Annotated in this window: 21 protein-coding genes and 1 tRNA gene; 8 read left to right on the forward strand and 14 right to left on the reverse strand. The window is 67.7% G+C overall.

Annotation, left to right across the window (positions count from 1 at the left end):
- Positions 1 to 2 precede the first annotated feature (2 nt).
- From OIM94_RS13630 to OIM94_RS13640, 3 genes are all read left to right on the forward strand, one after another.
- Positions 3 to 419, forward strand: coding sequence for a hypothetical protein (locus OIM94_RS13630; protein ID WP_264607254.1), 417 nt, complete (start codon positions 3 to 5; stop codon positions 417 to 419).
- Between the two features lie 63 nt (positions 420 to 482).
- A tRNA-Arg gene (locus OIM94_RS13635) sits at positions 483 to 559 on the forward strand.
- Positions 560 to 686: 127 nt separating this feature from the next.
- On the forward strand, positions 687 to 2,402 hold the full coding sequence (locus OIM94_RS13640; RefSeq protein ID WP_264607255.1) for a hypothetical protein: 1,716 nt from the start codon (positions 687 to 689) through the stop codon (positions 2,400 to 2,402).
- A gap of 12 nt (positions 2,403 to 2,414) precedes the next feature.
- Here OIM94_RS13640 and OIM94_RS13645 read toward each other — a convergent pair whose 3' ends face one another.
- The 10 genes from OIM94_RS13645 to OIM94_RS13690 all read right to left on the reverse strand — a co-directional run bounded on the left by OIM94_RS13645 (position 2,415) and on the right by OIM94_RS13690 (position 13,304).
- Positions 2,415 to 4,127, reverse strand: coding sequence for a hypothetical protein (locus tag OIM94_RS13645; RefSeq protein WP_264607256.1), 1,713 nt, complete (start codon positions 4,125 to 4,127; stop codon positions 2,415 to 2,417).
- Between the two features lie 21 nt (positions 4,128 to 4,148).
- The gene (locus OIM94_RS13650) at positions 4,149 to 5,234 is read right to left on the reverse strand and encodes a protein-glutamate methylesterase/protein-glutamine glutaminase (RefSeq protein WP_264607257.1); all 1,086 of its coding nucleotides are present in this window, start codon (positions 5,232 to 5,234) and stop codon (positions 4,149 to 4,151) included.
- Complete coding sequence (locus tag OIM94_RS13655) at positions 5,234 to 6,049, reverse strand: CheR family methyltransferase (protein ID WP_264609910.1); 816 nt, start codon at positions 6,047 to 6,049, stop codon at positions 5,234 to 5,236. Before OIM94_RS13655 ends, OIM94_RS13650 begins: the two co-directional genes overlap by 1 nt.
- A 68-nt stretch (positions 6,050 to 6,117) precedes the next feature.
- The gene (locus tag OIM94_RS13660; RefSeq protein ID WP_264607258.1) at positions 6,118 to 6,597 is read right to left on the reverse strand and encodes a chemotaxis protein CheW; all 480 of its coding nucleotides are present in this window, start codon (positions 6,595 to 6,597) and stop codon (positions 6,118 to 6,120) included.
- Entirely contained in the window at positions 6,594 to 8,390 is a 1,797-nt protein-coding gene (locus OIM94_RS13665) for a methyl-accepting chemotaxis protein (RefSeq protein ID WP_264607259.1), read from the reverse strand. The genes OIM94_RS13660 and OIM94_RS13665 overlap by 4 nt, the downstream gene beginning before the upstream one ends.
- 27 nt (positions 8,391 to 8,417) lie before the next feature.
- Positions 8,418 to 10,085: a methyl-accepting chemotaxis protein gene (locus OIM94_RS13670; RefSeq protein WP_264609911.1), complete on the reverse strand. Its 1,668-nt coding sequence runs from the start codon at positions 10,083 to 10,085 to the stop codon at positions 8,418 to 8,420.
- A gap of 64 nt (positions 10,086 to 10,149) precedes the next feature.
- On the reverse strand, positions 10,150 to 10,671 hold the full coding sequence (locus tag OIM94_RS13675) for a chemotaxis protein CheW (RefSeq protein WP_264609912.1): 522 nt from the start codon (positions 10,669 to 10,671) through the stop codon (positions 10,150 to 10,152).
- A gap of 4 nt (positions 10,672 to 10,675) precedes the next feature.
- Positions 10,676 to 12,631: a chemotaxis protein CheA gene (locus tag OIM94_RS13680; protein WP_264607260.1), complete on the reverse strand. Its 1,956-nt coding sequence runs from the start codon at positions 12,629 to 12,631 to the stop codon at positions 10,676 to 10,678.
- Positions 12,628 to 12,996 carry a response regulator gene (locus tag OIM94_RS13685; RefSeq protein WP_093296770.1) on the reverse strand — a complete coding sequence of 123 codons (369 nt, stop codon included), beginning with the start codon at positions 12,994 to 12,996 and terminating at the stop codon, positions 12,628 to 12,630. Before OIM94_RS13685 ends, OIM94_RS13680 begins: the two co-directional genes overlap by 4 nt.
- Complete coding sequence (locus OIM94_RS13690; protein WP_264607261.1) at positions 12,993 to 13,304, reverse strand: STAS domain-containing protein; 312 nt, start codon at positions 13,302 to 13,304, stop codon at positions 12,993 to 12,995. The genes OIM94_RS13685 and OIM94_RS13690 overlap by 4 nt, the downstream gene beginning before the upstream one ends.
- Positions 13,305 to 13,603: 299 nt before the next feature.
- Here OIM94_RS13690 and OIM94_RS13695 point away from each other — a divergent pair, with 299 nt between their 5' ends.
- The 4 genes from OIM94_RS13695 to OIM94_RS13710 all read left to right on the forward strand — a co-directional run bounded on the left by OIM94_RS13695 (position 13,604) and on the right by OIM94_RS13710 (position 18,903).
- A complete protein-coding gene (locus OIM94_RS13695; RefSeq protein ID WP_264607262.1) occupies positions 13,604 to 15,475 on the forward strand; it encodes an ABC-F family ATP-binding cassette domain-containing protein in 1,872 nt (623 codons plus the stop codon).
- 156 nt (positions 15,476 to 15,631) lie between these two features.
- Positions 15,632 to 16,210 (forward strand): 2OG-Fe(II) oxygenase, encoded by a 579-nt coding sequence (locus OIM94_RS13700; RefSeq protein WP_264607263.1) that lies wholly within the window; start codon positions 15,632 to 15,634, stop codon positions 16,208 to 16,210.
- Between the two features lie 70 nt (positions 16,211 to 16,280).
- A complete protein-coding gene (locus OIM94_RS13705) occupies positions 16,281 to 17,867 on the forward strand; it encodes an MFS transporter (RefSeq protein ID WP_264607264.1) in 1,587 nt (528 codons plus the stop codon).
- A gap of 10 nt (positions 17,868 to 17,877) precedes the next feature.
- Entirely contained in the window at positions 17,878 to 18,903 is a 1,026-nt protein-coding gene (locus tag OIM94_RS13710) for an alanine racemase (protein ID WP_264607265.1), read from the forward strand.
- Positions 18,904 to 18,955: 52 nt separating this feature from the next.
- Here OIM94_RS13710 and OIM94_RS13715 read toward each other — a convergent pair whose 3' ends face one another.
- From OIM94_RS13715 to OIM94_RS13725, 3 genes are all read right to left on the reverse strand, one after another.
- Positions 18,956 to 21,949, reverse strand: a complete 2,994-nt coding sequence (locus tag OIM94_RS13715) for a TonB-dependent receptor plug domain-containing protein (RefSeq protein WP_264607266.1) — start codon at positions 21,947 to 21,949, stop codon at positions 18,956 to 18,958.
- Positions 21,950 to 22,229: 280 nt separating this feature from the next.
- Positions 22,230 to 23,405: an acetyl-CoA C-acetyltransferase gene (locus OIM94_RS13720; protein WP_264607267.1), complete on the reverse strand. Its 1,176-nt coding sequence runs from the start codon at positions 23,403 to 23,405 to the stop codon at positions 22,230 to 22,232.
- Between the two features lie 26 nt (positions 23,406 to 23,431).
- Positions 23,432 to 24,424: an alpha/beta fold hydrolase gene (locus OIM94_RS13725; RefSeq protein WP_264607268.1), complete on the reverse strand. Its 993-nt coding sequence runs from the start codon at positions 24,422 to 24,424 to the stop codon at positions 23,432 to 23,434.
- A gap of 89 nt (positions 24,425 to 24,513) precedes the next feature.
- On the opposite strand from OIM94_RS13725, the gene phaR reads away from it, so the two are divergent.
- Positions 24,514 to 25,095 (forward strand): polyhydroxyalkanoate synthesis repressor PhaR, encoded by a 582-nt coding sequence (gene phaR / locus OIM94_RS13730; RefSeq protein ID WP_264607269.1) that lies wholly within the window; start codon positions 24,514 to 24,516, stop codon positions 25,093 to 25,095.
- Between the two features lie 57 nt (positions 25,096 to 25,152).
- On the opposite strand, the gene OIM94_RS13735 is transcribed toward phaR, so the two are convergent.
- Entirely contained in the window at positions 25,153 to 25,542 is a 390-nt protein-coding gene (locus tag OIM94_RS13735; protein WP_264607270.1) for a PilZ domain-containing protein, read from the reverse strand.
- Positions 25,543 to 25,666: the final 124 nt, after the last annotated feature.

Consider the following 25,666-nt stretch of genomic DNA (forward strand, 5'->3'; position numbering starts at 1 on the left):
CGATGATCGAGCGGTTCCTTCCCGGGCTCGACGCCCTTCTCACGGAGCCGCTCGACACGCACAGCGTGTCGGTCGCCTTTCCCGGCGACATGGATCCGCACGAACGCGAGGGCAGGTTCGGCGTGTTCCTCGACGCCGAGTTGCGCATTGCCGGACTCGGCACCTGCGGCGGCGGCACGCTGATCGAGACGCTCGACGATGCCGGCCAGTGGCGCGCGGCCTGCGCGATCCTCGACGTCGACCTCACCGATCTCGAGCGCGGCCGCGCCTTTTGCCGCGAGGAACTGGTGTCGCTCGGCTGCCCGGTGGGCACGCTGCTGCAGTTCGATGCCTACGAGGACCGCTGGGATGGTGCCACCTGGCATTGCAACGAGCCGCGCTCGTTCGACGAGGACATGCTGCCCTATCGCGATAATTGAGCGCGCCGTGCGAAAAGGGGTTGCGCTACCCCCAAAGCTCGTTTAGGCGCCGCACCTCACCGCGCGCCCGTAGCTCAGCTGGATAGAGCATCAGACTACGAATCTGAGGGTCGGACGTTCGAATCGTTCCGGGCGCGCCATTTTCTCCTGACATCGCTGGACGACAACGCAGGCGACCTGCTTCGCTGTCAGTACTTCGTCGCCTTTGTGGCGGATGGCTTGCCGGCGACTCGTCGTCTGCTATGCACCATCCAAATGCGAGGGGGCTTGCTGAAGATGCTCTTAGAAATGGTGCGATTGGGCGGGGTGGCCGCTTCAGTTGTGGTATCGTCATTGGCGTTTGCGCAAACGTCGGAACCCGTACTCAAGGTGGGCGCGCCGCAGAATTTCCAGGTCTGTGACGGCTACGGCGCACCCAATGAAAATGGAGATGGCATCACCAAGGCTGCGTCGGGCTTTCTAGGGATCTTCATTCCGGAGCCCAAGTCCGGGGACACCGGGATGCGCGGACTTAAGGTTTCGGCCTACAGCATCGAAGCCTGCACCGACGCGCTTGGCAATGCGACGAGGCTGCTGCCGCAATATCATGTCCGGCGGGCGAGCTTGTTGCGTGCCCGGGCGATTCATCGCTTCGGCACTGGTGACAAGAAGGGCGCGCAGGCAGACCTCGACGCAGCGGATATCGAAGGCGGGCAGGAGACCGACCCATTCTATCAGCGCTCGATGGCGCTCGGGAACCAGTTGTTCCACGCATATTTCGCGCTGTCGAACGGGCAGAATGAAAGGGCCGCTGTACTGCTTCGGGCGGCGGCAAAGGCCCGGCCCTATTCCGGCGCAGTCCAACGCCTGGCGAACGCCATGTTGTTCAACGCCGAGCGCGATGCCGACGCTCGCTATGCGGCCTTGGACCGGCTGGCGACGCTCAATTCGAACCTGCGCCCGCTGCTCATGCAGGAGGCTGTCGATCGACTTGACTGGGCCAAGGTGATCGAGACCCGGGCGCAGATCGACTTTACCCCGCCGAAGGAGAATCAGGTCGGCTTTTTGCTTGAGAATTACCCGCTGGTGCTGGCCCGGCTATTCGTGGACCGGTTCCGCGCGGATACCCTGACTAGCTTTGCGCTGGTGGCGAGCGGGCGCGATGCGGAGGGTCAGGCGTCGCTGCGGGAGCTGGAGCAGCGCCTGGTGCCGCTGAAGGCGGATCTCCCGGTAGGGCCGGACGGACGCAAGCCGCGGCGAGAACTACGTGATGCCCATCGGTATCTTCAGGCGTATCGGTTTGCGCTGGAAAAGCAGCTGGTCGCAGCGCGCGCCAATGCCGAACTGCTGGCACAGGCGCAGCGCGGCGGCCTGCAGAGCGTTACCGCAGCCATTGCGCGTGGCGCCATACCCCATGACGGCTTCGGGCTCGCGATCCTTCGCGCGCTTCGCGATGCCAAGGCCGAGACCCCAGAGATCAATGCGCTGGAGGCTAGTCTGCGCGATGCCAAGGCGCGGCACGATCGAGAGCCCATCACGCTCGGTATAGACCAGCTTTATGCCGCCGTGCCCTCACCTGAAACGCGCCAGCGAATCCCCAAATATGCTGCCTCCAAATCCTTTTGGGGGGACACCGGCAACGGCTTCTTCCTTGGCACTGATGGCCCTATCGAGCTTGTAGGTTTTCAGGGCCTGAATACGACCGAAGCGGTAGTGGAGGAACTGGCATTGCTCAAGGCAGCGCAGGATACGCTCGCTGCCGGCAAGGAGCGCTTCGCGCTGGTCGACAAGGATGTCGTCGGGCGCAACACCATGCACGGCTATATGGGGCTCGGCCGCCCCATCGCCTCCGGTTACAGCGTCACGCTGCGCGTTATTCGGTTTGGCTCGGAGGGGCCGCCTCGCGGATACGAAGCCTTTGCCGGTCGTGCGATCGATGCGCACGAGGTGGTTCGGGCGCTGGCACCGGTCTATGACGTCCAGGTTGCGCCTGCGGAGTCCTGAACAGACGACGACCTAGAACAGGCCGTCGTCGTCCTCGTCCTCGTCTGTCGTTGGCAGTACCGGGGCGGTGCTGCCGGCCAGCGCGAAGCGGCGGTGGATGTCGCGTTCGCGCGCCATGGTGTAGCTGCGCGCCATGCCGTCCAGCAGCCCGGCGAGCGCCGCTTCGGTCGCGGCGTCGGGTGCGGTGCACGGCGCGGCGAGCTGGGCCAGCTGCTGTACCACGTCGCGCAGCGCGTCGCCGAACGCGGCCTCGCAGTCGACATTGCTGGTGGTCGTCTCCAGGATGCGCGTCACGGCGGCGGCGTCCTCGCTCAGCCCCCCCATGCCGTCGCGCATCCGCTGTGCGCCGTCGCGAATGCAGGCGAGCGATTCGGTAAGCGCTTCGGCAGCATCGCCGCCCTGCTCGCCCTGCGGATCGCGCAGCGCGGTCACCGCCTGTACCAGCGATTCGACCGACTGGCGGATCTCGGCGGAGATCGTCGCCAGCGTCGTCGCGAAGCCGCGGATCTCCGAGGCGACCATCGCCAGTGCCTTGCCCTCGTCGCCGAGGCGGTGGCAGCGCAGATCGGTATTCCACGCCATAAGATGCACGTCGTGGTTCACCCGGTGGACGACGCGGAGCCGCTGCGCCAGTCGCTCGGCGCTGTCCGAGGTGGAGCCGCCCAGCGCCTGGGCGCGCGAATCCGCCTCGCGCAGCCGCATGGTGACGGTGGTGACGTCCGCCACGCTTTTCTCCAGCGCGGCTAGGAACACGCTATTGTCGCTCGAGCGTTCGCGGTCGCCTTCCGCCTTGATCTCGAGCAGCTGCGCCGCGCTCGGCGCGATGCCGCGCAGGCTTTCGGCGAGGCGGCCCGAATCGGCATGGAAGGCCTCGATGGTGTCGGCCGCCTGTGCGGCGAACAGCGCGATCATGTGGCCGCTCACCTGCACCGCCGTCGCCGGATCGGCCTGATCGCGCCAGGCGACCAGCGACCGGATGCCGCTGGCGACATGCTCCAGCCGCTGCCGGGTGCTGTCGCCGACCTGCATCGCGCCGATCGCCGAGGCCACCCTGCCATGGATCTCGCGCCCCACGGCCGCGATGCGCTTGGCCCGGCCGGCATCTGCCGCCTGATGGCGCTGCAGCGCCTCGGCATCGGCGGCCAGCTTGCGCGGCACGTGCGGGATGACCTTGCCGCATTCCGCGCCCAGCTGGCGATCGACCTCAATCAGCGCGGGGATGCTCGCGGTCAGCTGCTCGATCTCCACGCCGATGCCGCCGATCTCGATCTCGCCCACGTCGAGGCGCACGTTCATCGTGTCGGCGAAGTCGGCGAAGCCGTTGCGGCCGGCGGCCGCCACCTTGATGTTGAGCCCGCAGATCCGCAGAAAGTCGAGCGTGCGCTTCACCTGGGCGATATGGTGGGCAAGCGGGCGTGCGCCGGCGGCGATGCGCTCCAGCCCGGCCTGTCGCGTCGCCTGCACCTCGGGCAGCCGTTCCAGCCGATCGGCGGTCGCGCGCATGTTTTCCACCGCCGCTTCCGCCGCGTCCTGGCCAAGGGCGTTGGTGACGCCTTCCAGCGCGCTGACCAGCCGCTCGACAATGGCATAGGCCTGGGCGAGCGCTTCGCCCGCGGAGACGAAGCGTGCGTCGAGACTGCTCGCCACCCGGCTGATCGTCGCTTCGATGGCGGTCAGCGAGACCTCGGAATCGGGCGCGGGTTCAGGAATGCGTGCGGCGTACATGGCCGTCTCCTTTGCAAGCGGTCATCGAGCCGTAGCCGAGAGCAGTTCGCGGGCGATGTGCCCGAGGGGAATGATCTTGTCGGCGGCGTCGCGGGCGATCGCCTCCTTGGGCATGCCGAACACCACCGAGGTCGCCTCGTCCTGCGCGAAGGTGCGGGCGCCTGCCTGGCGCATCTCGAGCAGGCCGCGGGCGCCGTCGTCGCCCATGCCGGTCATGATGATGCCGACCGCGTTCGATCCCGCCGCGCGCGCGGCAGAGCGGAACAGCACGTCCACCGAGGGACGGTGCCGCGAGACCAGCGGCCCGTCGCGGACCGACACGTAATAGCGCGCGCCCTGGCGCTCGAGCATCGTGTGCTTGCCGCCGCCCGGCGCTATCAGCACATGGCCGCGCAGCACGGGGTCGCCGTCGGCGGCTTCCTTCACGTCCACCTGGCACAGGCCGTTGAGCCGCTGGGCGAAGGCGCGGGTGAAATGCTCCGGCATGTGCTGGACGATGACGATGCCCGGCGAATTGGCGGGCAGCGCTTCCAGCACTTCGCGCAGCGCCTCGGTGCCGCCGGTGGACGCGCCCATGCACACCACCATCTCGGTGGTGCGGCTCATCGGCTTGCCGCTGGGCGGCGGGAGCACCGCATCGGCGGTGAGCTTCCGGGCCGGCGCTTCCACCCGGGGCACCGGCTTGCCGGGGCGCCCGCGGACCTTGGCGCGCGCCGCGGCCTTCACCACGTCGCGGATCTGGAGGTGATGTTCGGCAAGATGGTCGGCAACGCCGACGCGCGGCTTCAGGATCACGTCGACCGCGCCTGCCTCCATCGCCTGGAGCAGCGTTTCCGATCCGTTTTCGGTGAGCGAGGAGCACATCACCACCGGAACCGGGCATTGCTGCATCAGCTTGCGCAGAAAGGTGATGCCATCCATCCGCGGCATCTCGACATCGAGCGTGATGACGTCCGGTACTTCTTCCTGGATGCGCTTGGCCGCGCTGAACGGATCGGCGGCGGTGCCCATCACCTCGATCGCCGGATCTTCCTCCAGGATCGCTGCCATGGTCTGGCGGACGCTCGCCGAATCGTCGACGATCAGGACGCGGATCTTGCCCGGCATCAGTTGCCCCGCCGGAAGACGGTGTTGGCGACCTGCTGCAGCGGCAGCCCCAGCCCGGTGATCGATTCCGAATGGCCGAGCAGCAGATAGCCGCCGGGCGCCAGGCAGTCATAAAGCTGCGACACGACCTTCTTCTGCGTGGGCTTGTCGAAATAGATCAATACGTTGCGGCAGAAGATCAGGTGCATCGGATCGCCGACGGGGTAGCGATCGTCCATCAGGTTCATCCGCGCGAAGCCGATCGCGCTGCGCAACCGCGGCACGATGCGGACCTCGCGGCGTGCCGGATCCTTCGACGCCATCACATATTTCTGGCGCAGCGCCGCGGGCACGGGATCGATCAGCTCGGCCGGATAGATGCCGGCACGCGCCGTCGCCAGCACCTCGGTATCGAGGTCGGTGGCGAGGATGCCATAGTCCGGCCCGCCGTTGCGCGCGGCATAGTCGTCCAGCACCATCGCCAGCGTGTAGGGCTCCGGCCCGGTCGAGCAGGCGCTGCTCCACGCGCGCAGCGTGCGGATGCCGCGCGCCTGCAGGCTGGGCAGCGCGTGCGCCACCAGATAGTCGAAATGCGCCGGCTCGCGGAAAAAGTCGGTCTTGTTGGTGGTGACGGCGTTGATCAGGTGCAGCCCTTCGGCCGCGAGATTGTCGCCGGTGAACAGATAGTCGCAATAGCCGTCCAGCGTCTCGACGCCCACCGCCCGCAGCCGGCGGCGCAGCCGGCCCTCGAGCATCGTCTTCTTGGTCTCCGGCATCTTGATGCCCGAGACCTCGTAGATATGGGCGGCAAGACGCGAGAAGTTGCGCCGGCTCATCATATCGAGCGTGGAGGGGGTGGGCGGATCCAGCGCGAGTGCTGCGGACAAGGGCTGCTCCGTGGCGATCAGGCGGCGGCGCGTGCGACCAGCACCCGCGCTTCTTCCGACGAGAAAATCTTCGCCATGTCGACTAGCACGACGAATCCTTCGGCGCGCTTAATGACCCCGGCGATATAGTCGGACGACCAGCGCACGCCGATATCCGGCGCCGCTTCCATCTGGTCGGTGGTGATGCTGCACACCTCGAGCACGCGGTCGACCACCAGGCCCAGCACCAGCATGCGGTCGGCGACGGGCACGTCGAGCACCAGGATGCGGGTGGCGGGGGTGGGCGCGAACGGTGCGAGGCCGAGACGCTGGCGGAAGTCGATCGTCGGTACGCCCTGGCCGCGCATGTCCGTCAGGCCCAGCAGATAGCTGGGCCCGTTGGGGATGCGGAAGGTCTCGCGATAATCGAGGATCTCGCGGACGAGGGACACCGGTACCGCGAAGACTTCCGCGCCCAGCCCGAAGGTGACGAGCTGGAGTTCGGTCGCGTCGCTCATGCCGCGGCTCCGAAGGCATCGTCGTCGGCATCCGGGCCGCCCGTCGCGAGGTCGAGCGCAAAGCCGCTGACGCGCGCCTGCTGGTCGGCGATGCTGTTGGCCTTGGGCCGGGCGGCCGGCTTGGCAGCGGGCTTCGCCGCCGGCCGCCGCGCCGGTGCGGCGGCGCGGGGCGCTGATCCCCGCACGGCATCGACCTTGAAATAGGCGATGCTGGCCTGGAGCTCCTCGGCCTGGGCGGCGAGTTCTTCCGAGGTGGCGCTGATCTGCTCGGAGGCACCGGCATTCTGCTGGGTGACCTGGTCGAGCTGCTGGATCGCCTCGTTGATCTGCGCGGCGCCGATATCCTGCTCGCGGCAGGCGGCGCTGATCTCGCTGACCAGCTCGGCGGTGCGGCGGATGTCCGGCACCAGCCGACCCAGCATGTCGCCGGCCTCGGCGGCGGCCTTCACCGTCTCGGACGAGACCGAGCTGATCTCGGCAGCGGCACCCTGGCTGCGCTCGGCGAGCTTGCGCACTTCCGAGGCGACCACCGCGAAGCCGCGGCCATGTTCGCCGGCGCGGGCAGCCTCGACCGCGGCGTTGAGCGCGAGCAGATCGGTCTGGCGAGCGATCTCCTGGACGATGCCGATCTTCTCGGCGATCGTGCGCATCGCTCCCACCGCGCGATCGACCGCGACGCCGCTGGTTTCCGCATCCTTGGCGGACTGGCGGGCGATCTTCTCGGTCTGCGAGGCGTTGTCGGCGTTCTGCTTGATGTTGGCGGCCATCTCCTCCATCGCCGCGGAGGCCTGCTCGGCGGCGGCTGCCTGTTCGGTCGCGCCTTGCGAGACCTGCTCCGAGCTCGACGAGAGCTCCTGGCTGCCGGACGAGACGTTGGTCGCAGCGACGGTGGCATCGGCCACCACGCCACGCAGCCGCTCGACCATGCGGATCAGCGCGTTGCCGAGCACGTCCTTGTCCGAGGCCGGCTTGTGGTTCACCGTCAGGTCGCCATCGGCGATCTTGTCGGCCAGGGCGGCGCTGATGCGCAGATTGGCGACCATCACGTTGACCGAGTCGACCAGATCCTTGATCTCGTCGTTGGTGGTGACGACCACGTCCTGGCTGAGGTCGCCGATCGCGACGGCGCTCACCGCACCGCCGGCACGCGAAAGACCCTGGGTAACGCTGCGCGCGATCCAGAGCGCGGCACCCGCGCCGGTGACGATGGCGAGGGCGAGCAGGCCGATGAAGGTGGTGCGGGCGGACGCATAGGTGGCGTCGGCAGAGGCGCTTGCGGCGTTGCCGCCATTCACGTTCATCGTGACCAGCTTGTTCAGGTCGCCGGTGAAATCGTCATACAGGCCGCGGTTCTGCGCGATGCTGGCATTGGCTTCCGCGTTCTTGTTCTCGCGCGACAGCGCGAGCGAGACGTTCGAACGGTCCAGATAGGTCTGATATTTGCTCGAGAACTGATTATAGACCGAGCGCTCTTCTTCCGAAGAGATCAGCTTCTCGTAGCGGTCGCGCTTGTCGCGGATGTCGGCGAGGATCTTGCGGATCTCGTCGTCCATCTTCTGCATGCCGGCGCTGTCCAGCGTCGCGACATGCGTCAGCTGGGCGACGCGCAGGTCCGAGGTTGCGGTGTTGATCTGGTTGATCAGGTTGATGCTGGGCATCCAGTTCTTGGCGATCTCGGTCGACTGGTCGTTGATCGACGCCATTTTGACGATGCCGAGGCCGCCCAGCGTGGCGGTCAGCAGCAGCAGGAAGCCAAAGGCTCCCGCCAGCTTTGCTTTGATGGTGAGACGCATCTTACTCTCCGGGCCTGAACAGGGTCATTACGCAGCTGCGTGGAAATGCTGATCGTCGCCGTCGGGGCCGCCGTTGCTCAGATCGAGCGCGAAGCCGCTGACGCGCGCCTTCTGGTCGGCGATGCTGTTCGGCTTGTGGCGTGCAGCCGGCTTGGCGGCGGGGCGACGCGCCGGTGCCGCGGCACGCGGGCGCGCCCCCTGCACCGTGTCGACCTTGAAATAGGCGATGCTGGCCTGGAGCTCCTCGGCCTGGGCGGCGAGTTCTTCCGAGGTGGCGCTGATCTGCTCGGAGGCACCGGCATTCTGCTGGGTGACCTGGTCGAGCTGCTGGATCGCCTCGTTGATCTGCGCGGCGCCGATGTCCTGCTCGCGGCAGGCGGCGCTGATCTCGCTGACCAGCTCGGCGGTGCGGCGGATGTCGGGCACCAGCCGGGTCAGCATCTCGCCGGCCTCGGTCGCGGCCTTCACCGTCTCGGATGAGACCGAGCTGATCTCGGCGGCGGCACCCTGGCTGCGTTCGGCGAGCTTGCGCACTTCGGAGGCGACCACCGCGAAGCCGCGGCCATGTTCCCCGGCGCGGGCAGCCTCGACCGCGGCGTTGAGCGCGAGCAGATCGGTCTGGCGGGCGATTTCCTGGACGATGCCGATCTTCTCGGCGATCGTGCGCATCGCCCCCACCGCGCGATCGACCGCGACGCCGCTCAGCTCGGCATCCTTGGACGACTGGCGGGCGATCTTCTCGGTCTGCGCGGCGTTGTCGGCGTTCTGCTTGATGTTGGCGGCCATCTCTTCCATCGACGCCGAGGCCTGCTCGGCGGCGGCGGCCTGTTCGGTCGCGCCCTGCGATACCTGCTCGGCGCTCGACGAGAGTTCCTGGCTGCCCGAGGAGACGTTGGTCGAGGCGACGGTGGCGTCGGCGATCACGCCGCGCAGGCGATCGACCATGGTGTTGACGGTATCGACCAGATCCTTGATCTCGTCGTTGCTCGAGATCGCCACGCGCTGGTTGAGATCGCCGTCCGCCACCGCGGTGATCGCGGTCGAGACGCGGGCGAGACCGGTCGACACGGTGCGCGAGATCCACCAGGCGCCGCCGATCGCGATCGTCAGTGCGATGCCGGCGACCGCGTAGAGCATCGTCGACGCGCTGCCGTAGAGCGCATTGGTGTCGCTGTCGGCCTGCGCCATCTGTGCCTTGGACAGCGTCACCAGCTGGCCGACAAGATCGGTGATCGCCACCACGGCCTCGCGCGAGCGGGTCATCGAGAGCTTGGCCGCCTCGGCGTTCTTGTTGGCATTTGCCAGCGCGCGGATCTGCTCGTTGATCGGCACATATTCGTTGAACTTGGCGTCGATCTGCATCCACAGCGGCTTGCCCTGCGCGGTCGCGCCGGCCAGCCCCTTGGCGATCAGCGCCTGCACCTCGCCGCGCCCCTTCATCAGATCGGCGTCGAACTTGCGGGTCAGCTCCAGATCCTCGGTCATCGCCATGTTCTTTTCCTGGCGCACGACATAGCCGAGCTTGGCATCGATGCTTTGGGCGATGTCCAGGCGGCTGGCAGGGCCGTTGATGACGTCGGTGGTCGCCTGGTTGAGCATCGACAGCCGCGTGCTGGCGACGCCGATCACGACGAGCAGCAGCGCGATCAGCACGCCGAAGGTGAAGCCTAGTTTCAACTTGATCGTGGCACGCATGGTCATCGTTCCTCGAAACGGGGGGCCGCCAAGGTCGGCCGTGCGAAATGGGGGCGGGGCGGCGTCATGCCGCGGCTGCGACGGTGTCGTCGCCGATGAGGTCGGCGAAGATGGCGTGGAGGTCGGGGAGGACGACGACGCCGGTGGTGCGGCGGACGAGGGTGCGCACGAAGCGTCGGCGCCAGCGCATGCCGACGACGGGGGGCTCCTCGCTGGCGGCCTGGTCGAGGGTGGCGACCTCGTGGACCTTGTCGGTGCGGATGCCGATCTGGAGCGGCTCGCCGGCGAGCGCGATCTCGATGACGACGATGCGGCTGTCGAGCGTCGCCTCGGCGGGCTCCATGGCGAAGGCCTGGCGCAGATCGGCGATCGGGATGATCTTGCCGCGGAAGTTGACGACGCTGCGCACCAGCGGTGCGGCGCCCGGCACGCGGGTCTCGGGCAGCAGGTCGAGGATCTCGCGGACCAGCACGGCCTCGACCGCGAAGGTCTCCTCGCCGAGATCGAAGGTGAGGACCTCGAGATGGCCGGCGGCGTCCCAGGGGACGGCGGCGGGGACGGCGCTTTGGGTGTGGGTGTCCTGCATGGGCTCAACCGGCGGCACGCAGCCGCTCCTCCTGCTGCTGGCCGGCCAGCACGAGCTGGACGACGTCGAGGATCAGCGCGACGCCGCCGTCGCCGAGGATGGTCGCGCCGGCAAAGGCGGCGACGTCCTGGTGCAGGGGCGACATCGACTTGATCACGGTCTGGTGGCTGCCGATGATCTGGTCGACGACCAGCCCGACGCGCTCGGCGCCGGTGGCGATGACGACGATCTTCTGGTGCGGATCGGGCCTTGTGCCGGTCTCGAACATCTCGCGCAGGCGCAGGAACGGCACCAGCCGGTCGCGCAGGGTGATGAAGCTGCGGCCGCGCGAGCGCAGATCCTCCTCGAGGCTCAGCTCGAGGCATTCCTCGACGGCGGCGAGCGGGATGACGTAGCGGCCCTCGCCGACGCGCACGAGCAGCCCGTCGATGATCGCGAGGGTGAGCGGGATGCGCAGCACCACCTTGGAGCCCTCGCCGGGCGTGGAGGTGATGTCGATCGCGCCGCGCAGGCTCTCGATGGTGCGCTTGACCACGTCCATGCCGACGCCGCGGCCCGACAGGTTGGTCACCGCCGCCGCGGTCGAGAAGCCGGGGTGGAAGATCATCTGGAGCAGGTCGCTGTCGCTCAGCTGCTGGCCCGGCTGGATCAGGCCTTGCGATTCCGCCTTGGCGCGGACGCGCTCGCGGTTGATGCCGCGGCCGTCGTCCTGGATGGTGATCAGCACCTCGCCGCCGGCCTGGTGGGCGGACAGGCGGACATGGCCGGTGGCGGGCTTGCCCGCGGCGATGCGCTCGTCCTCGGGCTCGAGGCCATGGTCGCAGGCATTGCGGATCAGATGGACCATCGGGTCGGCGAGCCGCTCGATCACGGTCTTGTCGACTTCGGTCGCCTCGCCTTCGGTCTCCAGCTCGATCGCCTTGCCGGTCTCGCGGGCGAGATCGTGGATCAGGCGACGGAAGCGGCCGAACAGCGTGGCGACCGGCACCATGCGCAGCACCATCATCGTGTCGCGCAGCTCGCTGACCAGCCGCTCGATTTCCTCGGAGATCGAGCGCAGCACCATGTCGCCGCCCTGGCCGTTGGCGAGCTGCGACAACCGGCTGTGGACGATGACCAGCTCGCCCACCCGGTCCATCAGCTCGTCGAGCCGTTCGGCGGGCACGCGGACGCTCTCGCCCGCCTTGGGCGCGGCCTTGGCCGGGCCGGCGGCCTCGGGCGTGGCGGCCGTCGCTGCAACCGGCGCGTCCGCGACCTCGGCGGGCGCTTCCGCTTCGCCGCCGAGTTCCTCGATCACCAGCTCCATGTCGTCCATCACGAACAGGAACACGTCGTCGATATCGTCGCGCGACACGTCGCCGAACAGTTCGACGTCCCAGCCGATATGGCATTCGACCGGGTTCAGGTCGGCGAGCGGCGGCAGCCGGTCGGTGCGCGCGGCGATGGTGCAGTCGCCCAAGCTCCGCAGCTCGTCGAGCAGCATCAAGGGATTGGTGCCGTTGGCCATGCTCTCGGGCGGCAGGTAGAAGCGCAGCCGCCAGCCCTTGCGCGCAGGGGCGGCGGGCGCGGCCGCGGGCGCGCCGGCGGCGGCATCGACCTCGCGCTGCAGCTCGGCGAGGATCGCGGCACCGGCCGCCTCGAGCCCCGCGCCGTCGCCGTCGACCAGCGCGCGCATATGGTCCTTGGCCGAGAGGATCACCGCGACCAGGCCCTGGGTGGCGGGGGCCAGACCCTTGCGGACGCGGTCGAACGCAGTCTCGCAGTGATGGGTGAAGCTGGCCAGCGCGTCGAAGCCGAACATCGCGCCCGAGCCCTTGAGCGTGTGCAGGCCGCGGAACACCGCGTCGATCAGGTCGCGATCGTCGAGCCGGTGGGTCAGGTCGAGCAGGCCCTGTTCGACCTGGTCGAGCAGGTCGCCGGCCTCGACCCGGAAGGCGGCGATCGGATCGCCGCCGCTCACCGGCCGAGCACCTTGCGCGACACCTTGAGCAGCTGCTCGGGGACGAAGGGCTTGACCAGCCAGCCGGTGGCGCCGGCGGCCTTGGCCTGCTGCTTCATCGCGTCATCGCTCTCGGTGGTGAGGAACAGGATCGGCGTGCCGCACTGGGCGGGGTCCTTGCGCAGCTCGCGGATCATCGTCAGCCCGTCCATGTTGGGCATGTTGAGGTCGGTGATGATCAGGTCGAACTTCGCGCCCTTGGCCTTGGCGAGCCCTTCGACGCCGTCGCCGGCCTCGGTCACGGCATAGCCGGCACCGGTCAGCGCGATCTTGATCGCCATGCGCAGGCTGGGCGAATCGTCGACGGTGAGGATCGAGGCGGTCATTGAACAGCTTCTCCGTGAAACCAGAAATCGAGATCTTGGGGGCTGGGAGCGGCCAGGAACCCGGCGCGCTCGAGCAGCGCCGCCACCGGCGCAGGCGCCGGCGAACGCAGCCGCACCACACGACCCGCCGCCTCCGCCGCCGTGCGCAGCGCCTGAAGCAGCTGGACGAAACTCAGATCAGCGTCCGTTATGCCCGCGATGTTGATGTTGATGGCGCCTTCGCCGGCCAATGCCGCCAGGCACTGGTCCTGAATATCCCGAGCATTGCGCACCGTTGCGGAGGAAGTGATCTGCAGATCTGTTTCCATTTATTCCTCGGTAAGGATGGTTGGCGCGAGCTTAATGGTCCGCGCCTGCGGCTTGGATCCAAAGGCGACATGGAAATTATAGGCAAAAGACCGGAGGAAGATTCTGTTCAGGCGGCAAAAAATTTGCCGAAGGATGCAATGCTTCACACCCGTCGCCATCCTTGCCGGCGGTGCTGCGACGCAATTCTGCTGTTCGGACAGACCGGTTACCGGGCGTAGCTGCCCTGTCGTGCAGGCAGGCGGAGATGCACGCACATGGCTGGCCCTGCGGCTCCGCATCGGCTAGGCGCTGCCCGATCATGCTCAACCTGACCGACATCACGGTGCGCCTGGGCGGGCGCACGATTATCGACGCCGCCACCGCCAAGCTGCCGCCGCGCGGCCGCATCGGCCTCATCGGCCGCAACGGCGCCGGCAAGTCGACGCTGGTGAAGGTGATCGCCAGCCAGCTCGAACCCGATGGCGGCAGCGTCGACATGCCGCGCGGCGCCAAGCTCGGCTATATCGCGCAGGAAGCCCCCGGCGGCTCCGCGACGCCGTTCGAGACGGTGCTCGCCGCCGACATCGAGCGCGCCGCGCTGCTGGAAGAGAGCGAGACCAGCCACGATCCCGATCGCATCGGCGAGATCCATGAGCGGCTGATCGCCATCGACGCGCATGCCGCGCCATCGCGCGCCGCGCGCATCCTGGTCGGCCTCGGCTTCGACGAGGAAATGCAGCATCGCGAACTCGAGAGCTTCTCGGGTGGCTGGCGGATGCGCGTGGCGCTGGCCAGCCTGCTCTTCTCGCAGCCCGACCTGCTGCTGCTCGACGAACCCTCGAACCACCTCGACCTCGAAGCGGTGCTGTGGCTGGAGGACTTCCTGAAGTCCTATCCCGCGACGATCGTGCTGGTCAGCCACGAGCGCGACTTCCTCAACAACGTCGTCGATCACATCCTGCACCTCGAGCGGGGCAAGCTGACGCTCTATCCGGGCGGTTATGACGCCTTCGAGCGCCAGCGCGCCGAGCGCCAGGCCCAGCTCGCCGCCGCGCGCTCCAAGCAGCAGGCCGAGCGCGAGAAGCTGCAGGACTATATCGCCCGCAACTCGGCGCGTGCCTCCACCGCCAAGCAGGCGCAGAGCCGGCAAAAGGCGCTGGCCCGCATGCAGCCAATCGCCGAGCTGGTCGACGATCCCTCGCTCAGCTTCGACTTCCCCAATCCGGACGAGCTGCGCCCGCCGCTGATCACGCTCGACATGGCCAGCGTCGGCTATGGCGACACGCCGATCCTTCAGCGGCTCAACCTGCGCATCGATCCCGACGATCGCATCGCGCTGCTCGGCCGCAACGGCAACGGCAAGACCACGCTCGCCCGGCTGCTCGCCGCGCAGCTGACGCCGATGGACGGCGGGATCAATTCCAGCGGCAAGATGAAGGTCGGCTATTTCACCCAGTATCAGGTGGAGGAGCTCGACCGCGACGATACGCCGCTGCAGCACATGACGCGCAACATGGGCGGCGCCAGCCCCGGCGCGGTGCGTGCCCAACTCGGTCGCTTCGGCTTCTCCGGCGACAAGGCGACGACCAAGGTCGGCAAGCTTTCGGGCGGCGAGCGCGCGCGCCTGGCGCTGGCGCTGATCACCCGCGACGCGCCGCACCTCCTCATCCTCGACGAGCCGACCAACCACCTGGACGTCGATGCGCGCGAGGCGCTGATCCAGGCACTCAACGGCTATACCGGTACCGTCGTCGTGGTCAGCCACGATCGCCACATGCTCGAGATGACCGCCGACCGGCTGGTGCTGGTCGACCAGGGCACCGCGCGCGAGTTCGACGGCAGCCTCGATGATTACATCGCCTTCGTGCTCTCCAAGGATTCGAGCGGCGGCAAGGGCGGTGCCTCCAAGGCCGATCGCAAGGAAGCCCGCCGCGCCGCCGCCGAAGCGCGCGAAAAGGGTACCGCGCTGCGCAAGGCGGCCAAGGCGGCCGAGACCGAACTCGCCCGGCTGCAGGCGCAGCTGTCGGCGCTGGAAAAGGCGATGTTCGATCCGGCCCATGCGGACGCGGCGCTCACCAAGCTGACCATGACCGATCTGATGAAGCGCCGGGCGGAGGTGAGTGCGCTGATCGAAAAGGCCGAGCTGACCTGGATGGAAGCCAGCGAGGCGCTGGAAGGCCTTGGCGGATAGGTCCCGAAGATCCTCGCCGCGGAGCGGCGGAGCGGCGACAGCCCATGCGCGGGTCGTCGGCGATGCCGGCTGGTGCCGTGGCGCCTAACCGCCGCTTAACCTTATCGGCGTAGGTCCGTGGTCGCCCTGCCGGGGCGAGTTGCAAGGATCTGCGCGTTGACCAACATCCTCATTGTCGACCATTTCCTGGGCGAGGAGCGACGCGAGCGGATCTGGGACTATCTGGACCAGCCGGGCTGGACCCACGGCGCCTATTCCTCCGCCGCGCCCGATGCGCCGCGCTATTTCTACAAGCATTTCGCCGGCTATCAGCAAAGCGCGCACGAGGCCCGCGACCCGGCCGCGATCGCCGCCGAACTGGCGATGATGGCGCCCCCGATCGCGGCGGTCTGGACCGATCTGCTGCGCAAGCCGCTGCGTGGCCAGCAGCTTTCGCGCTGCTACGCCAACCGCATGCCGATGGGCATCGGCGGCGGCGTGCACCTCGATTCGGACTGCAAGGAGCACCTCACCGCGATCTACTATCCCCAGGCCGCGTGGAATGCCGACCATGGCGGCGAGACGCTGTTCTTCAACCGCGCCGGCAGCGAAGTGCTGAAGGCGGTGGTGCCCAAGCCCGACCGGCTGGTGATCTTTCCCGGCACCATCCCCCATGCCGCCCGCCCGATCTATGGCGGGGCACCCGATGCCGCGCGCATCACCCTGATGTTCAAGACGCTGGGGCGCCGCAGCTGAACCTTCCCGCAGCCGCTCGACCGCTTCGCCAAATCCTGTAGAACCGGCCGCACAAGGGGAGACGAAACGGATGAGCGAAGCGGTGCGCGAACCCAGCGCGGCGGAGATGCGGATGGTGATCGGCGCATCGTCGCTGGGCACGATCTTCGAATGGTACGACTTCTTCATCTGGGGCACGCTGACCGCCACCGGCATCCTCGGCCGCACCTTCTTCCCTTCCGGCAACGAGACGCTGGCGACGCTGCTCTCCTGGGCAACCTTCGCGGTCGGCTTCGGCTTCAGGCCATTGGGCGCGGTGCTGTTCGGATATCTGGGCGACCGGATGGGGCGCAAATACACCTTCCTCGTCACCATCGCCGTGATGGGCCTGGCGACCGCGGGCATCGGCCTGATCCCGGGCTATGCCGCGATCGGGACGGCGGCACCGGTGCTCATCCTGCTGCTGCGGGTGGCGCAGGGGCTGGCGCTGGGCGGCGAATATGGCGGCGCGGCGATCTATGTCGCCGAGCATTCGCCGCCGGGTCGTGCCGGTTTCCATACCAGCTTCATCCAGGCGAGCGTGGTCGGCGGCTTCATTCTCAGCCTTGCCGTGGTGCTGCTGTTCAAGCTGGGCTTTGCAAGTGTGTGGAACATATGGGGCTGGCGGCTGCCCTTCCTGTTCTCGCTGGTGCTGCTCGCCATCTCGCTGTGGATGCGGCTCAAGCTTTCCGAAAGCCCCGTGTTCAAGGCGATGAAGGAGGCCGGCGAGACCGCCGGCAATCCGTTCCTCGAAAGCTTCACCTATCCGGGCAACAAGAAGCGCCTGTTCGTCGCGCTGTTCGGCATCGCCGCGGGGCTCACGGTGGTGTGGTACACCGCGATGTTCTCGGTGCTTTCGTTCCTCTCGGGCCCGATGCGGCTGGACCAGACCGCGGCGCAGCTGATCACCGGCGCGGGCGCGGTGATCGGCACCGGCTTCTTCATCCTGTTCGGCCGCATGTCGGACAAGGTGGGCCGCAAGCCGCCGATCGTGATCGGCTATGCACTGGCGCTGGTGCTGCTGTTTCCCTGCTTCTACGTGATCGGCAGCGCCGCCAATCCGGGCCTTGCCAAGGCGGCGATCCGCCAGCCGGTGGTCGTCTCCGGCCCGCACTGCCGGTACGATCCCTTCGCCAGCGACCAGCGCGACGAATGCGGCCGCATCCTCGATCATCTCTCCAAGCTCGGCGTCCAATATGCGACGGAGAAGGCGCCCAGCGTCGTGGTGACGATCGGCGGGCAGGTGGTGCCGCAGAGCGAGCCGGCGGCGGTGGAGGCCGCGCTGAAGGATGCGGGGTATCGCTTCGACCGGATCGTGCCCGAGCCGATCGACATCGCGATGATCCTGGTGGCGATGACGGTGCTGATGGCGCTGTGCGGTGCCACCTACGGACCGGTCGCGGCGCTGCTGAGCGAGATGTTCCCCAGCCGCATCCGCTATTCGTCGATGTCGATCCCCTATCACATCGGCACCGGCTATTTCGGCGGCTTCCTGCCGTTCATCAGCCAGTACATCGTCGCGCGGACCGGCAATCCCTATGCCGGGCTGTGGTACACCTTCGCGGTGGTGGCCATGGCGCTGCTAGTGACGATGCTGGGCCTGCGCGAGACGGTGGCGCTGCGCGACCGCGCGCGCTAACCGCGGGGGCATGACCACCGCGCCCCTTCGCCTCCGCCTCGATGCCGCTGCCCTTGTCGCCAACTGGACGCTGCTGGCGCGGCTGAGCGGCGCGGCGGCGTGCGGCGCTGCGGTGAAGGCCAATGGCTACGGCCTGGGCGCGCGCGGCGTGGTCGAGCGGCTGGCGGCGGCGGGCTGCCGCGATTTCTTCGTCGCCACCTGGGCCGAGGCACGGGCCATCGCCGATCTCGGCGTATCGATATCGGTCCTGCACGGCCTGCGCGCCGAGGATCTGGCCGACCGCCCCGCCAGCGCCCGCCCGGTGCTGGCGAGCGCGGAGCAGGTCGTGCGCTGGCGCGGGGCCGGCGGCGGCGCCTGCGACGTGATGGTCGATACCGGCATGAATCGTCTGGGCGTCTCCCCGACCGACGTGGCCGACGGGCTGCTCGACGGTCTCGCGATCGAGACGCTGATGAGCCACCTGGTCGCGGCCGACGAGGACGTCGCCCTCAACGCACGCCAGCGCGACGCCTTCGCCGCGCTTGCCGGACGGACGACGGCGCGGCGGATGAGCCTGGCGAACAGCAGCGGCATCGCGCTGGGCGCGGATTTCCACTTCGATCTCACCCGCCCGGGCATCGCGCTCTATGGCGGCCGCCAGCGCGGCGCGCATGGCGGCATCGCGCAGGTGGTCACCCCCGAGGCGCAGATCCTCCAGCGCCGCCGGGTGCGGGCGGGCGAGACGATCGGCTACAACGCCACTTATGCCGCGCCGCACGACATGGCGGTGGCAATCCTCAACCTCGGCTATGCCGATGGCTATCTGCGCTGCTTCTCGAACCGGGGACGGGCGCTGGCGGGCGATGCCGTGCTGCCGGTGGTGGGCCGCGTCTCGATGGACCTCACCGCGCTCTGCATCGATGCCGCGCCCGATCTCGCCGAGGGCGACTGGGTAAAGATGGCCTATGACCTGCCGGAGACGGCGGCGCTGAGCGGCCTGTCGCAATATGAGCTGCTCACCGGGCTGGGCGCGCGGTTCGATCGCGTCTGGGCATAAGAAAAGGGCCGCCCCTTGCGGAGCGGCCCTCTCAGATTGCCGTGCGGCCGGATCAGAACTTGATGCCGGTGCTCACGAAGAAGGTACGGCCGTTATAGTCATACCCGCTGTACAGCGGCACGTTGCCGATGCGGTTGTACACGCCCGACGAGATGTACGGCGGCGTGGTGTTGAACAGGTTCCGAACGCCCACGGTCAGCGAGAACTTCTCGAGCGCGAACTGCGTCGATGCCGAGTGCAGGAAGTAGTTCGGCGCCTCGAGAACGTAGGTCTGGCGTGCCGCATCCGACAGGCCCGCATAGGCAGCCGACGAATAGACCTTGTTGATCCACTCGACGCCGTAGCGGAAGCGCAGGCGGTTGATGTTGTAGAAGCCCTCGAACGTACCGGTCCAGTCCGGGTTGTTCAGGCTTCCGATGTTGTCGAAGATCGCGTCGGTCGGCAGCGTCTGCGAGTAGCGGTTGTTGTACTTGGTCAGCGCCGCGTTCAGGCGGAGCTGGCCGGTGAACACCGGCACCTGATAGCGAACCGCGAAGTCCCAGCCCGAAGCCTTGGTCGTCGAGATGTTGACGTAGCCCGAGGTCACGGTGAGGCCGTACGGTGCGCTGGTGTTGCGACGGATCAGGTTGCAGAGGCTGAAGTTCGGGAAGTCCGGACGGTCATAGCACTGCGACAGCACGGTTGCGGCGCCGAGCTGCGAGATGCCGTTGTCGATCTTCAGGTTGAAATAGTCCGCCGAGACCTGAAGCTTGCCCGCGCTGCCGAAGTCCGGCTGCAGGATCACGCCTGCCGTCCACGACTTGGAGGTTTCCGCCTTCAGGCCCGACGACGCGCCGCCCACCTGGTTGGAGGTGATGCTGGTGGTCGCCTGGAAGTCCGATGGAATGCCCAGCGACGCGCAGTTCTTGGCGCGCGGCGAGGTCGGATCCAGCGAACCCCAGTTGTTGCAGGGGTCGCTCTGGTTCGACAGGAAGCCGCTGGTCGCGCCCAGGAACTGCTCGAACAGCGCAGGCGCGCGGTACGAGGTGTTGTAGCTGCCGCGCACGCCGAGGAACTTCACCGGCTCCCAGATGCCGCCCACCTTGTAGGTCCATTCGCTGCCATAGGAGCGATAGTTGGTGTAGCGGCCCGAGGCGTTGAACGTGAGGGTGTGGAAGAACGGCGTGTTCTTGAACACCGGCAGTTCGAGCTCGCCAAAGGCTTCGCTCACGGCATCGCTGCCGCGCGTGATCGACGAGGCGGTGAAGTTGTACAGGTTGTTGTTGATGCTCTCGGTCGACGGGGTGTCGTCGATGCTCATCGTCCGACGCTCGACACCGATCGCGGCCTGCGCAGCGCCACCCGGGAGCTGGAACAGCGGACCGTCGAGCGACAGGTTGAAGATCGTCTCGCGATACTTGGTCACGCCGGTGACGCCGGTCGTGATCCAGTTCTTCCAGTCCGCCGGGAACTGGCCGCCGATCACGGCTGCCGAAAGCGCCGGTGCGGCGACGCAGTTGCCGAGCGTGTTGCGGCAGGAGAAGGTGCCGTTGGAATTCTGCACCACATCCAGCGACTGGGCGAGACGCGACGTCAGCACCAGATCCGAGGTGTAAGTGCCGTCGGACCAGCTCTTCGAAACCGACGCGTCATAGCGCCAGCCGCCGAACAGGTTGCCGCGGATGCCGGCTGCGGCGCGGGCATAGTCAGAGGTCTGGCGGTTGCCGTAGGTGCCGTAGTCGGCGAACACGCGCGCCGCGATCGGCGTGGTGCCGGTGATGCCGCCCGCCTGCGCCGCAAGGAAGGTGTCGTTGCGGAACAGCGTCGGCAGCAGCAGCGAGCCCTGCGCATAATCGATGACGAGCTGGCGGCTGCCGGTCTGCGACGACTTGCGGCGGCTGACGATCAGTTCGGCATAGAGCTCGGCATCGCCGAGTGCCTCGAGCTTGTAGCTGCCCTGCGCATAGCCATTGTAGATCTCGGCCGGCGAGACCAGCGAGGTCGACAGCAGCGACTGCGGGAAGGTGTCGCGGGTGGCAAGGCTCAGCGTGCCGCCGCCGACGCACTCATAGCCGGGCAGCGCGCCGGTGGTGACGGATGCGTTCGGACGGAAGCGGTTGCAGGTGCCGGTGTAGTTGCTTGCGACGCCCGGGCCCTTGGCGACGGTCGAGCCGGTATAGTTGCGGGTACCCAGCGTGTTGATCGTCACGCCGCCCTGGCCGGTGAGGCCGGTCGGGTAGCACTTGGGCTGGCCGGTATAGGGATCGAGCGAGGTGGCCGAGCCGGCGCCGTTGATCTCGCCCCCGGCGAGCTTGCGGTTGTCGAGCTGGCACGTTGCCCAGCTGCGCTGGCCCAGCTGCACTTCGTCGCGCTTGTAATATTCAAGCGACGCCATGAAGTCGAAGCGATCGGTGCCCGCGCCGAAGATGGCCGACACGCGCTTCTCATAGCCGCCACCGAGCTGCGGCGCGTTGATCTGGCCTTCCAGTTCGAAGCCGCGGACCTTGGACCGGGTGAGAAGATTGACGACGCCGGTGACCGCGTCGGAACCGTAGATCGACGAGGCGCCCGAGTTCAGCACTTCGATCCGCTCAACGGCGATGTTCGGCAGCGTGTTGAGGTCGACCGCGCCGACCTGGCCGCGCGTGCCCGACGGCGAGACGCGACGGCCGTTCAGCAGGATCAGCGACCGCGTCGTGCCGAGCCCGCGCAGCGACAGCGTGTTCGCGCCGGGTCCGCCGGCGGTGACGAAGCCGCCGTAGGAATTGTTGATCTGCGACGTACCGCCGGTGATCTGGGTGCTCTGCAGAACGCCCGCGGTCGACGAGAAGCCCGCCTGCGTGGATTCGTCGCGGGTGATCACCTGGATCGAGTCGGCGAGGTTGAACTGGGTGCGGCGGATACGCGAGCCGACGACGGTGATGGTATCCGTCTGCTCGCCGGACTCCGCGGCGGTGGCTTCCTGCTTTTCCTTCTTCGGTGCCGACGAATCGGTCTGCGCGAAGGCGGCGGAGGGTGCGAACAGCAGCGCACCGGCGAGCGCGGTGGCGCTCAACAAATTAGACATTCTCACGTTAATTGCCCCTTTGGGTTGCATGCCCTGAGTGACAATTCATGCATCGTTCACACTGATGCGCAACGTGAATGCAACAAATTAGGCCATCCATTTCCGCCTTGTGGCATTTCAGTCACAGCTGCTGCAATATTGTAACAATTTCAACCATCAGGACGGTTCGATGGTTGCGCCTCCTGCGTCACGCTGCCCCTTGATCATACAAGAAAGGCGGCCCGCAATGTGCGAGCCGCCCCGGTGGATTTGTCGGAATCGAGGATGGGTCCGCGCCAGATCAGTCCCGCTCGACGCAGAGCGCGATGCCCATGCCGCCGCCGATGCACAGCGTGGCCAGGCCCTTCTTCGCGTCGCGCTTGTTCATCTCGTGGACCAGCGTGGTCAGGATGCGCGCGCCCGAGGCGCCGATCGGGTGGCCGATGGCGATCGCGCCGCCGTTCACGTTGACCTTGTCGGCATCCCAGCCAAGTTCCTTGCCGACCGACAGCGCCTGCGCCGCGAACGCCTCGTTCGCCTCGATCAGGTCGAGCTCGCCGACCGTCCAGCCGGCCTTTTCCAGTGCCTTGCGGCTCGCGGTGACCGGGCCGATGCCCATGACGGCGGGATCGACGCCGGTGCTCGCCCAGCTCTTGATCGTGGCGAGGATCGGCGCGCCGCGCTTCTCGGCCTCCTCGCGGCTCATCAGCACCAGCGCGGCGGCGCCGTCGTTGAGGCCCGAGGCGTTGGCGGCGGTGACGGTACCGTCCTTCTTGAAGGCCGGGCGCAGGCCGGCGACGCCGTCCACGGTTGCACCTGCGCGGATATATTCGTCGTCGGCGACCACCGTCTCACCCTTGCGGGTCTTGATCGTCACGGGTGCGATCTCGTCCTTGAAGCGGCCATCGGCGCGCGCCTTCTCGGCCAGGTTCTGCGAGCGGACCGCGAATTCGTCCTGCTCGCCGCGCGTCACCTGATACTGCTCGGCAAGGTTCTCGGCGGTGATGCCCATGTGATAGCCGTTGAACACGTCGGTCAGGCCGTCCTTGATCATCGTGTCGACGAGGCTCAGGTCGCCCATCTTGGTGCCGGGACGCAGCGACTGGGCGTGCGGGCTCATCGACATCGATTCCTGGCCGCCCGCGACGATGATCGTCGCGTCGCCGTTGCGGATCGACTGGAAGCCCAGCGCCACCGCGCGCAGGCCCGAGCCGCAGACCTGCTGCACGCTCCACGCCGGCACTTCCTTGGGCACGCCGGCGTTCATCGATGCCTGACGGGCGGGGTTCTGCCCCTGCGCGGCGGTGAGCACCTGGCCGAGAATGACTTCGGAGACCTCCTCGCCCTTCACGCCTGCATCGGCGAGCGCTGCTTCGATCGCAATGCGGCCAAGCTCGTGCGCGGGCGTTGCGGCGAAGGCACCGAGAAAGCTGCCCACCGGGGTACGCTTGGCGGCGGTGATCACGACGTCGGTCATGCTGGTCTCCTGGGTGTGTTTGGCGGCTATCTAGTGCGGCGCAGCGTGCTTAGCCAGTGGGCAAGCGGCTCCCACACCGCCTTGCGCGCGCGGCCGCCGACGATCATGCCGACATGGCCGAGCGCCATCTCGCGCACCTCGCCCAGCCGCGCCGCGCTGGCGGCGGGAACGATGCGATCGGTGGTGGAGACGAGCGAAAGCATCGGCAGATCGAGCGTCTCGGGCCGCGCGGTACGTCCTGCGACCTGCCACCGCCCGCGTCCCGGCAGATCGGCCGACAGGAAATCGTCGAACAGCTGGCGGCCCGCGGCAAAGGGGAGGGGGGCCCCGGCATTGGCCCAGTCTTCCAGCGCGATGAACGCCCGGGCCTCCGGATCCCGGGGTCCGAGGCGGCCGAAGCGCTCATATTTGAGGATCGTGCGGCGCGGGTCGAGCTGCCAGAAGCCGGCCTGCAGCACCTCCATCGGCACCAGGCCCAAACGTTCGCAGGTGGGATAGGCCTGATCCCAAAGTGCTGCGAAGCCTTCCAGCGCCGCGCCATATCCGCCGAAGTGCCAGGGCGCGGCGATCGTCACCAGGCCGGCGACGTCGCTCGCCTGCGCCGCCGCGATCGCCATCGGTCCGCCCAGGCAATATCCGGCGAGTACCGGCGGGCGGCGGATCTGGCGCAGCAGCGGGAGCAGGAGGTGCTCGACATGGCCGTTCACATCCAGCGCGGCATCCTCCGGCGTCGGGGTCCCCCAGTCGACCAGCAGCGGCCGCACGCCCTGGCGCGACAGCCAGCGCAGCAGCGAATTGCCGCGCGCGAGATCCAGTACGAGTGGCGGATTGATCAGCGACGGGACGAACACCACCGGCTGCCCATGCCCGCCATAATCGCGCAGCATCGCGCGGCCGGCGCGGGCGACGATCGGCTTTTCCGGGCGCGGGGCAGGGCGCGGCGCACGCTGATAGGCGGCCAATCCCGCCAGTGCCGCTGCCCGTTTTTCCGGCGATGCTGCCGTTTCGTTGCGCAGCATTGCAAGAAAAAGCGGCAAAGGGCGCGGTCCGTGTTGCGGCGCGTCAGAAACTGTAGTTAGGTGCGCATCTGTCACGCGCGGGGTTCCCCATGAAGAAAGCTGCACCCGGAAGCGGTCCGGTCATCATCAAGAAGTACGCGAACCGTCGGCTCTACAACACCGAGACTTCGTCCTACATCACGCTCGAGCATCTCGCAGCGATGACGCGCGAAGGCCGCGACTTCAAGGTGGTCGATGCCAAGACCGAGGAAGACATCACCCATAACGTCCTCACCCAGATTATCATGGAAGAGGAAGCGCGCGGGCAGACGATGCTGCCGGTCAACTTCCTGCGCCAGCTGATCGCGCTGTACGGCGATTCGATGCAGGCGATGGTGCCGGGCTATCTCGAAGCGTCGATGGACAGCTTCCGCCGCAACCAGGAGCAGTTCAAGTCGGCGGTCGAGGGCGCCTTCGCCAACTCGCCCTTCGCGGAGATCGCCAAGCGCAACATGGCGATGTTCGAGGCGGCGGCCAGTGCCTTCCAGCCCGGTGGCGCAGCGAACCCGACGCCGACCGCGGGACCCGCTCCGGCAGCAGCGGCCGCATCCGAGGGCAGCGGCGACGACGTATCGGCACTCAAGGCCGAACTCGCGCGGCTGCAGGAAAAGATCGAGAAACTGGGCAAGTAAGCAGGCGCCTACCGCCCGCGTCGGTGCCGGATCGGCGCCGCGGGCGGGTCGGTGGCGCTAGTCCTGCTCGGACGGTGGATCCGGCAGCATGCTCGCGCGGCGGAGTCGCGCTTCGAGATCCTCGACGATCGCGTCGCGGCTGCGGAAGGCGTGCTGCAGGTCGCGGCGGCCCAGCGGCATCAGGAACTCGCAGCCGTGCCGCGCGCCTTCCTGCCACACGACCTTTGCTTCGCGCGCGCCCGCGCCCGAGAGGCCGATCCAGATCAGCGTGCCTGGCGCCAGTTCCACCTCGGCGGTGAACAGGAAGCCGGTGCGGGAGAAATTCTCGACCACCGCGTCGAACGGCCGCCCGTCCATGCCGCGCACCGTGGTTTCGCTCTGCACGAGGAAGCGCACCGCGCCGCGCGCGTCCATGCTTCCCCACACTTCCAGCCTCGCGACGAGCACCAGCGCCTTTCCTCTGCCCCAGAGGTGCAAGCCTAGAACAATCGGAGTTAACAGCTGACCAACGCCGCGGCTTATCTTGACGCGGCGCAGCATCGCTGCCATATGCCGCATCACGACGAGGCAT

Origin of the sequence: Sphingomonas sp. R1, from assembly GCF_025960285.1 — a bacterium.
Taxonomy (GTDB): domain Bacteria; phylum Pseudomonadota; class Alphaproteobacteria; order Sphingomonadales; family Sphingomonadaceae; genus Sphingomonas.